This is a genomic window from Paraburkholderia sp., assembly GCF_035948235.1.
Classification (GTDB): Bacteria; Pseudomonadota; Gammaproteobacteria; order Burkholderiales; family Burkholderiaceae; genus Paraburkholderia.
The window spans coordinates 1-8813 of record NZ_DASZJJ010000122.1; the positions used below are offsets into that span (position 1 = coordinate 1).

Sequence of the window (8813 nt, forward strand, 5' to 3'; positions counted from 1 at the left end):
GAGCCGTTTTTCGCATGCGGATTCATCGGCGGGAAGCAAAGCCTTTGTTTTTCCGATGCTTTTTTCCCTTAACCCCAAAGCGAAACCGAGGACGCTCTCGAATAGAAGGTGCCATATCGGGCACGTCGATTGCGAGACGTGCGCCGCCGCACCAGCGTAAAAAACCGGGTTCCGTCAAACTGGAATTGCAACAGACACGGATACCTCGCGGCACGATCAGGCAATCCTGGAGGCCTCATGCCATTTGCAACCCGTTCGCCCCGCACGACGCCCTTCTGGGCCGCTGCGTACAAGACAACAATCACAACAAGCCAATATCAGGGGCGGCACCCGCAGGCCCGCTCGATTTGCTCTGTCGACTCGATCAGGCGCGCCGCGATGGGCGCAGCGCGCCATTCGTCGATCGCCGTCGCGGCTACCGCGTGCGCGCTGACCGCTTTCGCGCCGCGCGCGCAGGCCCAGACGCCCTCGCCGCTGGGCGAATGGCAATACTCGGCGGGCATTCCGCTCGAAAAGCTGTATCAACCCGATCGCCCGGATTTCGAGGCGCGCCTGGGCATCGGCTCGACCTTCGAGCCGCGCTATGACGGCTCCGACCGCTATCACATGATGGCGGGCCCGAGCATCGACCTGCGCTACAAGGACATTCTGTTCGGCTCGACGGGCGAAGGCTTCGGTGTGAATTTTCTGCAAGGGCCGAACTGGCGCATGAGCGTCGCGGGCGCCTATGACCTCGGGCGGCGCGGCCACGACGATCCGTCGCGCCTGAACGGCATGGGCAATATCAATCCCGCGCCGCTGCTGAAAATCGCGGGCGAGTACGTGGTGTCGAAGGATTTCCCGCTGGTGGTGCGCGCGGCCTTCACGCGCAGCTTCGGCGGCTCGAACGGCTGGACCGCCGATCTCGGCACCTATATGCCGCTGCCTGGCAGCAGCAAGACGTTCTACTGGTTCGCCGGACCCTCGGTGACGTTCGCGGATTCGAACTACATGCAAAGCTGGTTCGGCGTGACCGGACAGCAAGCTGCTGCGTCGGGCTACCGGCAATACAACGCGAGCGCGGGTCTGAAGTCGGCGGGTTTTGGCATCACGATGGTGTACTTCGTGAACAAGCACTGGTTCATGAGCGCCGACGGCGCGATCAAGCGTCTGCTCGGCAGCGCCGCGAACAGCCCGATCATCCAGACCAAGACCGAAGGCGTCTGCGATCTGTCGATCAACTATCAGTTCTAAGGATGCACTGACGCGCGGCCAGCACGCTCCCTCTGCCGCTGGCCGCTCTCTATCGCTTCTGTCAGCCTTCGGCCTTGATGCGGCTCTGGATGTGCTGCGCGCGGCTTGGCGACGACGGATGCGAGCTCATCATCGAACTTTGCCCACCGTCGATCTGCGCGAGCTTCTGGAAGGCCGTAACAAGGCCTTCGCGCTTCATGCCTTTCTTCTTTAGCAGATCGAACGAATAATCGTCGGCGGCGCTTTCCTGCGACTGCGAGAACTGCGCGTTGATGAACTTTTCGGTCAGATCGCCGAGTTGCGACGAACTCAGACTCGAAGCTACCGCGTTACCGGTCGCGCCCACCGCCGTGCGCGCAGCGCTCACGGTATAGGCCGTCTGCATGGCCTTCTTCGAATGGCCGAGCGCGACGTGCCCCATCTCGTGGCCGATGACGCCACGCAGTTCATCGTCGTTCATCTTGTCCATCAGGCCACTGTAGACGCGCACGCAGCCGTTACCCATCGCCCACGCATTGATGTCCTTCGTCAGATAGACCTTCGAGTCGATCTTCTGGCCGTTCAGGGTCATGTCGCCGAAGCCACTCATCACGCGCGTCAAGCGTTTGGCATAGGCGCTGTTGGGGGCCGCGATCTGCGACTGCGCGTCGCTCGCCTTGCAGGCGTCCTGCGAGATCGCGACGATATCGCTGTCCGACAGCGATGCGGCCTTGAAGAGTGTCGTGCCCGCGGATAGCGCAGCGTTAGGGTCCATGCTCTGCAGCCCCGAGCAACCGCCCAACGCAAACGCAAGCCCACAAACAAGACCAGGATGAATCCGTGCCATTTTCATCGTCCTTTCTATTGAAGGTTTTGTAAGGATCGACAATCTAGCACCCGGGCGTGGCACATGCACCCCGCGCCCGTGATTTTATGCGCCACATATCAATTCACATCAAAGCGCGGCCGCCGCGCGCTCATTTTCCGCTCATTCTGCGTCGCTAGGCTGACCCTATGGGCCAAAGGCCCTAAGCGCCTCACTCCCTACAAGGACCGTCCCTATGCTCGCGCCGTCGTTAGAGTCGTTCGTCACCACCGCCTTTCTGGGCCAACCCGTCTGGCTCTGGGCTGCCTTCATCACGGTAGTGATCGTGCTGCTCGCGCTCGACCTGGGCGTGCTGCATCGGGACGACCGCGAGATCGGCATCCGCGAAAGCCTCTGGCTCTCGCTCGGCTATATCGCCATCGGACTGCTGTTCGGCGGCTTTATCTGGTGGCAGATCGGTGCGCAACCGGCCACCGAATATGTCACCGGCTATCTGATCGAAAAATCGCTTTCGCTCGACAACGTGTTCGTGATCGCGTCGATTTTCGGCGCGCTCGCCGTGCCGCGCGCGTATCAGCATCGCGTGCTGTTCTGGGGCATCGTCGGCGTGCTGGTGCTGCGCGCGCTGATGGTCGGTCTGGGCGCGGCGCTGGTCTCGCAGTTCGAGTGGATGCTGTTCGTGTTCGGCCTGTTTCTCGCGGCGACCGGCGTGAAGATGCTGTTCGGCTCGAAGCAAGCGGCGCATGTAGAGGACAGCAAGATTCTGCGCACGATCCGTCGCGTGCTGCCCGTCACCGAACGGCTCGAAGGCCGCGCCTTCGTGGTGCGCCGTGTGCACCCGGTCAGCGGCAAGCTCACGCGCTATGCGACGCCCTTGCTCGTCGCGCTGTTGATGATCGAATTCGCCGATCTGATCTTCGCTGTCGATTCGATCCCCGCGATCTTCTCGATCACGACCGATCCGTTCATCGTCTACACGAGCAATATTTTCGCCGTGCTGGGCCTGCGCGCGCTGTTCTTCGCGCTCGCGGCGATGGCGCACCGCTTCTACTACCTCAAGCATGCGCTGGCGCTGGTGCTGGTGTTTATCGGCGTGAAGATTTTTCTGGTGGGCATTGTCGGCAAGATTCCGGCGCTGCTGAGCCTGGGTGTGACCATGGCGCTGCTCATTGGCGGCGTGGTGGTGTCGCTCATCAAGACGCGACCCAACAACGGCGGCAGCGATGGCGGCGGCCCGCTCGAAGCGTCCTGAGCGCGCCGGCGAGCTTCCTCATTCTTCGCTCATTCTTCTTTGCGAGGATGGTTTCCACGGTAGCCGCATCGGTTACCGCCCCCGAAAGGAGCGCATCATGAAATGCCCGAACTGCCCTGACGTCACCCTCGCGATTGCGGAGCGTCATGGCGTCGAACTCGACTACTGCCCGCAATGCCGTGGTGTCTGGCTCGATCGCGGCGAACTGGACAAACTCATCGAACGCGCGGCGCAAAGCCAGCCTGGCACGCGGCGGCAATTCGACGATGGCTACGACGGCCACGGATCACAGCACGGCTCGCAGCACCGCTCCCGCGACAACGGGCATCGCCACGGCTCGCACGAACGCCGCCGCAAATCGTGGCTCGCAGACATTTTCGACTGAACGCACGCAGCACATTCTTCAACGATTGATCAAGGACTCCTGACCATGCGCACTTACATCAGCAATAGCCCGCAGGCCGCCGGACGGATCGTCGCCATTGCCCTGCTAGCCGACGGGCACCTGAACAGCAGCGAACTCGCCGCCGTACACCGCGCCCGCATCGCCGAACGTCTTGGCCTCGCGCCGGGCGAATTCAGCACGATCCTGCGCGATCTCTGCGAGGACCTGCTCACCAACGCGAACATGGACTGGAGCGATGCCTGCAAGCTCGACTCCGACGTTATGCAGCAGGTGCTGCTCGAACTCGAAGATCCAGGTCTGCGCGCCGAAGTGCTGAGTCTGTGCCTGGTTGCGGTGCACGCCGACCGCCACCTCTCGCAGAGCGAGGCTGACTTGCTCGCGGTGTTGTCGAAGTCGTGGCATGCACATCCGTGGCAGCGTCTGCTGGCATCGTAACGTCGTCGCCTCTCGCGATTTTTTATGTGTTTTCCAGCGTGCAACACGGACTTCCCCCGGTGTTGTGCGCCACGCGGCGAGCCCCTGACTCGCCGCGTTTTTTATCCCAGCCCACTCTTGCATTCAGACGCACACGGCCCAGCCGAGCCCGCGCACATTGCGGATCACCGCATGGCCGAATTTACGGCGCACGCTGTAAATCACGGCATCGACGGCATTGCTTTCCACTTCCTCGCCCCAGCCATAGAGCCGTTCTTCCAGTTGCTGACGCGACAGAATCGCACCGGGTCGCTCCAGCAGCGCCAGCATCAAGGCGTATTCGCGCGCGGATAGATCGTCGCTCTGCCCCTCGAACGTCAAACGACGCGTATTCATGTCAAGCGTCACACGCGCGCTGCTCATTGTCGCCGAGGCGAAACCCGCCTTGCGCCGCACCACCGCGCGGATGCGCGCGAGCAGCTCCTTGCTCTCGAACGGCTTGACGAGATAATCGTCGGCGCCCAGATCGAGGCCTTCGACGCGCGTGTCCACGTCATCGCGCGCGGTGATGATGATGACTGGCGTGGCGTCGCTGGCCTCGCGCACACTGCGCAGCACGTCCAGGCCGCTCATGTCGCCCAGACCGAGATCGAGCAGGATCGCAGTGTACGAACCATCGCGGATCGCCGCGCGGCCGCTCTCGCCCGTACGGACCCAGTCGACGCTATAGGACGCGTCCTTCAGCGCGCGCAGCAGCGCGGGCCCAATCAGCAGATCGTCTTCGATCAGCAGAATCCGCATCGCTCAGTTTTCCTTACTATGTATGGCAGATTGTTCGCGCACCTGGATTCAGGCCAGCGGCAGTTCGATGCGCGCGATGATGCCGCTTTTGGCGTCGCCTCGATTGGCGAGCGTTACGCAGCCGCCGTAGCTTTGCGCCAATGCCTGCGCAATCGCGAGCCCAAGACCGCTGCCCTCCACATCGTTGTTCGCGGCGCGGAAAAAGCGGTCGAACACATGCGGCAGGTCCTTTTCTGCGATGCCGGGACCATCGTCGCTCACTTCGATCGTCACCTTCTGCGCCTCGCGCAGCACCGAAACATCGACACGTCCACCCGCATGCACATAGCGAATCGCATTATCGACGAGGTTTTTCACCAGCACGCGCAGATCGCCTTCGGTCGCACGCACGCTCGCGTCGTCGAGCCTTTCGACGCCCAGATCCACACCGCGCGCGTCTGCAAGCGGCAGCAGATCCGCGAGCACATCGGGCACGAGGCGCGTCAACGCGATCGTTTCCACGGCGCGCTGTGCGCCGCCAATTTCTGCGCGCGCGAGGCCGAGTAACTGCGACACGAGCGACCCGGTACGCGCCACACCACGCTGGAGTTCGTCGAAGCGTTCGCGGTACTGATCGGGCGGCGCATCGCGCAGATTGTCGATCTGCAACTGCATCGCCGAAATGGGCGAGCGCAGTTCGTGCGCGGCATCGGCGATGAATTTGCGCTCTGCGTTCACGAGCACCGAGAGCCGCTCGATCATGCGGTTGATCGATTCGATGAAGGGACGCAATTCCACTGGTGCTTTCTCGACTTCCAGCGGCTTGAGCGCGTGCAGATCGACCTTGGCCGCGCGGCGGCCAACGCGCTCCATCGGACGCAGCGACAGGCGCACGGTCACTGCGATCGTGAGCACGAGCAGCGGCAGCAGCGCGAGCACCGGCAGCAGGCTCCAGAACGCGACACGCAAGGCATTGCGATTGCGCATGCTGCGCGACTCGGCGATCTGGATGTATTCGTCGCCGGCCGCGAGTGCGAAAACGTCCCACGCCTCGCCGTCGAAGTCGAGCGACGAGAAGCCCGTTTGCGCGCGCGGCAAAGCGATGTCGGGGTCGCTCGTGCGGCTTGGCTCATCGGTATCGCCCGCGGACCAGATCTGCACGACGAGGTCGTCTGAAGCGCGCCGGCGGCCGTCTTCAGAAGCGTGATGGGAGACGCCCGACTGAACATGCGCGGCGGCGTCGCGCAGGCTCGCGCTGAACTCGCTCGCAAGGCTGCGAACCACCAGAAACGTGCCGAGCGAACCCAGCACGCCCACGAGTAGCGCAAGCGTGCCGATGGCGATACTCAGGCGACGGTGCAGGGAGTTCGCGGCGAAGAACATGGGCGGTTCGAGGGTGTTGGGCCGTCCCATGATAATGGATTCGGGGCGGGGAAATCGGGCCTGGGTTATCTGCGGGACGGTGTCACGCGTCGTGCGCCCGTCGGTGCTAGATTGAGCGCTCGCACTGCCCAACCATGCAAGGGAGAGGATCATGAGCAACACCGACCAGCGCCCTACCTTCGGCTCCGCCCTCTACTATCGCGATCCGTTCGCCGCGCTCGACTGGCTGGAGAAAGCGTTCGGCTTTACGCGCCAGTTCGTCGTTAAATCGCCCGACGGCAAGCTCGCGCATTCGGAAATGCGCTTCGAGGACGGCTACGTGATGATTTGCGGCGGCTGGCCGGGCATGCCCTACTCCAGTCCGCAGGATGTGGAGGGCAAGAACACGCAATCGGTGCATGTGCAGTTGCGCAGCGGTCTGGACGAACATTGCGCACGCGCGCGAGCCGCGGGCGCAAAGATCGTGCGCGAGCCGTCCGATCAGTTTTACGGCGACCGTGTCTATGCAGCGGTGGACCCCGAAGGCCACGTCTGGAGCTTTGGCCAGACGACGCGTGAAGTCTCGCGCGAGGAAGCGGAACAGGCCAGCGGCCTGAAGATCGACGGCTGGGTTTGAAAAGACGGACGAGAAAAACAAACGCCCCGACGGGCAAGCCGTGGGGGCGTCTGGAATACTCGCGGCGCGCAGAACGCGCCGCTTGCAAGTTGGCTTAGCGTGCCGAGATCGGCTTTGCTTCGCGCGGCGTGTTGCCGATGAACAGCTGACGCGGACGGCCGATCTTTTGCTCGGGGTCGGCGATCATTTCGTTCCACTGGGCAATCCAGCCCACCGTACGCGCCATCGCGAAGATACACGTGAACATCGACGTCGGGATGCCCAGCGCGCGCTGCACGATGCCCGAGTAGAAGTCGACGTTCGGGTACAGCTTGCGCGACACGAAGTATTCGTCTTCCAGAGCGATCTTTTCGAGCGCCATGGCGAGCTTGAACAGCGGATCGTCGTGCAGGCCCAGTTCTTCGAGCACTTCGTGGCACGTTTCGCGCATCAGCTTCGCACGCGGATCGTAGTTCTTGTACACGCGGTGACCGAAGCCCATCAGCTTCACGCCCGAGTTCTTGTCCTTCACCTGCTTGATGAACTCAGGGATGTTCTCCACCGAGCCGATTTCCTCAAGCATGTTCAGTGCGGCTTCGTTCGCACCGCCGTGCGCCGGGCCCCACAGGCAGGCGATACCGGCTGCGATACACGCGAACGGGTTCGCGCCCGACGAGCCAGCCAGACGGACCGTCGAGGTCGATGCGTTCTGTTCGTGGTCTGCGTGCAGGATCAGGATACGGTCGAGTGCGCGCACCAGCACGTCGTTGACCTTGTACTCTTCGCACGGGTTCGAGAACATCATGCGCATGAAGTTCGCGCTGTACGACAGGTCGTTCTGCGGGTACACGAACGGCTGGCCGATCGAATACTTGTACGCCATCGCAACCAGCGTCGGCAGCTTGGCAATCATGCGGATTGCCGAAACTTCGCGATGCTTCGCGTTGTTGATGTCGAGCGAGTCGTGATAGAACGCCGACAGCGCGCCGACTGCAGCGACCAGAATCGCCATAGGGTGCGCGTCGCGACGGAAGCCGCGGAAGAAGAACTGCATCTGCTCGTGAACCATCGTGTGCTGCGTGACGGTCTTCACGAACTCGTCCTTTTGCGCCTGGTTCGGCAGCTCGCCCTTGAGCAGCAGATAGCAGGTTTCGAGGAAGTCAGCGTTTTCTGCGAGGTTGTCGATCGGGAAACCGCGATACAGCAGTTCGCCCTTGTCCCCGTCGATGTACGTGATCGCCGAGTTGCACGCCGCCGTCGACATGAAGCCCGGGTCATACGTGAACTTGCCGGTCTGACCGTACAGTTTGCGGATGTCGATCACATCCGGGCCTTGGGTGCCCTTGTAGATCGGCAGTTCGACGCTCGGCGAATTGTCGCTGAACGATAGCGTGGCTTTTACATCAGACGGGGTCATAGCACATCCTCAATCGAAGATAAATACGGGATTCGATAGTTTGCAAGTCCGGCGCGGCGCCTTCTAACGTCCACATTCAATGGACGTCGCCGCATCTCAGACGTTGCGAAGCAGCTCCAGCACCCGCTTCACGTCCGGGTCGGAAAGATTGCCTTCTGGTTCCTTGCGTGCGAGCAGCAAGTCCATCAGGTCGTTATCGCTCAGCTCGAGCAGGCGCGTAAGCGCACCCACATCGGCGTCGCTGAGGTCATGCTCATAGCGGTCAAAAAAACGCTCGAAAATAATGTCGTTTTCGAGCATACCGCGCCGCGCGCGCCAGCGAAGGCGCGCGCGGCGATGGGGGTCAGACTGATGCGAGTCCATTCAATCTCGTATGGTCAAGCGCGGATTAAACCGCGCGGCGGACCATCAGTTCCTTGATCTTGCCGATCGCCTTCGTCGGGTTCAGGCCCTTCGGGCAGACGTCGACGCAGTTCATGATCGTGTGGCAACGGAACAGACGGTACGGGTCTTCGAGGTTGTCCAGAC

General features: G+C 62.2%; 10 protein-coding genes and 1 pseudogene. 5 read left to right on the top strand and 6 right to left on the bottom strand.

Features of this window, described 5'->3' with window-relative positions:
• Positions 1 to 378: 378 nt before the first annotated feature.
• Positions 379 to 1233 (top strand): MipA/OmpV family protein, encoded by an 855-nt coding sequence (locus VG320_RS11000; protein WP_327200140.1) that lies wholly within the window; start codon positions 379 to 381, stop codon positions 1231 to 1233.
• A 61-nt stretch (positions 1234 to 1294) separates the two neighbouring features.
• Here the strand turns inward: VG320_RS11000 and VG320_RS11005 are convergent, their stop codons facing one another.
• Positions 1295 to 2059, bottom strand: coding sequence for a M48 family metalloprotease (locus VG320_RS11005; protein ID WP_327200141.1), 765 nt, complete (start codon positions 2057 to 2059; stop codon positions 1295 to 1297).
• Between the two features lie 214 nt (positions 2060 to 2273).
• Here VG320_RS11005 and VG320_RS11010 point away from each other — a divergent pair, with 214 nt between their 5' ends.
• From VG320_RS11010 to VG320_RS11020, 3 genes are all read left to right on the top strand, one after another.
• Complete coding sequence (locus tag VG320_RS11010) at positions 2274 to 3290, top strand: TerC family protein (RefSeq protein WP_327200142.1); 1017 nt, start codon at positions 2274 to 2276, stop codon at positions 3288 to 3290.
• 97 nt (positions 3291 to 3387) lie between these two features.
• Positions 3388 to 3675, top strand: coding sequence for a zf-TFIIB domain-containing protein (locus VG320_RS11015; RefSeq protein ID WP_327200143.1), 288 nt, complete (start codon positions 3388 to 3390; stop codon positions 3673 to 3675).
• Between the two features lie 45 nt (positions 3676 to 3720).
• The gene (locus VG320_RS11020; RefSeq protein WP_327200144.1) at positions 3721 to 4131 is read left to right on the top strand and encodes a TerB family tellurite resistance protein; all 411 of its coding nucleotides are present in this window, start codon (positions 3721 to 3723) and stop codon (positions 4129 to 4131) included.
• A 123-nt stretch (positions 4132 to 4254) separates the two neighbouring features.
• Here the strand turns inward: VG320_RS11020 and VG320_RS11025 are convergent, their stop codons facing one another.
• Together VG320_RS11025 and VG320_RS11030 are read right to left on the bottom strand one after the other, a co-directional pair.
• A complete protein-coding gene (locus tag VG320_RS11025) occupies positions 4255 to 4911 on the bottom strand; it encodes a response regulator transcription factor (RefSeq protein ID WP_327200145.1) in 657 nt (218 codons plus the stop codon).
• Between the two features lie 48 nt (positions 4912 to 4959).
• Positions 4960 to 6303: a HAMP domain-containing sensor histidine kinase gene (locus tag VG320_RS11030; protein ID WP_327200146.1), complete on the bottom strand. Its 1344-nt coding sequence runs from the start codon at positions 6301 to 6303 to the stop codon at positions 4960 to 4962.
• 121 nt (positions 6304 to 6424) lie between these two features.
• Here VG320_RS11030 and VG320_RS11035 point away from each other — a divergent pair, with 121 nt between their 5' ends.
• On the top strand, positions 6425 to 6889 hold the full coding sequence (locus VG320_RS11035) for a VOC family protein (RefSeq protein WP_327200147.1): 465 nt from the start codon (positions 6425 to 6427) through the stop codon (positions 6887 to 6889).
• A gap of 94 nt (positions 6890 to 6983) precedes the next feature.
• Here VG320_RS11035 and gltA read toward each other — a convergent pair whose 3' ends face one another.
• The 3 genes and pseudogenes from gltA to sdhB form a co-directional block, all read right to left on the bottom strand.
• On the bottom strand, positions 6984 to 8285 hold the full coding sequence (gene gltA / locus VG320_RS11040) for a citrate synthase (RefSeq protein WP_327200148.1): 1302 nt from the start codon (positions 8283 to 8285) through the stop codon (positions 6984 to 6986).
• Positions 8286 to 8381: 96 nt separating this feature from the next.
• Positions 8382 to 8648: a succinate dehydrogenase assembly factor 2 gene (locus VG320_RS11045; protein WP_143886271.1), complete on the bottom strand. Its 267-nt coding sequence runs from the start codon at positions 8646 to 8648 to the stop codon at positions 8382 to 8384.
• A 25-nt stretch (positions 8649 to 8673) separates the two neighbouring features.
• A pseudogene (sdhB, locus tag VG320_RS11050) lies at positions 8674 to 8813 on the bottom strand (succinate dehydrogenase iron-sulfur subunit); the annotation flags it as partial.

Excerpts from the sequence above, each read along its gene's own strand:
- VG320_RS11035 (WP_327200147.1), top strand. The coding sequence starts at position 6,425 with ATGAGCAACACCGACCAGCGCCCTACCTTCGGCTCCGCCCTCTACTAT.
- VG320_RS11025 (WP_327200145.1), bottom strand. The coding sequence starts at position 4,911 with ATGCGGATTCTGCTGATCGAAGACGATCTGCTGATTGGGCCCGCGCTG.
- VG320_RS11020 (WP_327200144.1), top strand. The coding sequence starts at position 3,721 with ATGCGCACTTACATCAGCAATAGCCCGCAGGCCGCCGGACGGATCGTC.
- VG320_RS11045 (WP_143886271.1), bottom strand. The coding sequence starts at position 8,648 with ATGGACTCGCATCAGTCTGACCCCCATCGCCGCGCGCGCCTTCGCTGG.
- VG320_RS11030 (WP_327200146.1), bottom strand. The coding sequence starts at position 6,303 with ATGGGACGGCCCAACACCCTCGAACCGCCCATGTTCTTCGCCGCGAAC.
- VG320_RS11000 (WP_327200140.1), top strand. The coding sequence starts at position 379 with ATGGGCGCAGCGCGCCATTCGTCGATCGCCGTCGCGGCTACCGCGTGC.
- VG320_RS11005 (WP_327200141.1), bottom strand. The coding sequence starts at position 2,059 with ATGGCACGGATTCATCCTGGTCTTGTTTGTGGGCTTGCGTTTGCGTTG.
- VG320_RS11015 (WP_327200143.1), top strand. The coding sequence starts at position 3,388 with ATGAAATGCCCGAACTGCCCTGACGTCACCCTCGCGATTGCGGAGCGT.
- VG320_RS11010 (WP_327200142.1), top strand. The coding sequence starts at position 2,274 with ATGCTCGCGCCGTCGTTAGAGTCGTTCGTCACCACCGCCTTTCTGGGC.
- gltA (WP_327200148.1), bottom strand. The coding sequence starts at position 8,285 with ATGACCCCGTCTGATGTAAAAGCCACGCTATCGTTCAGCGACAATTCG.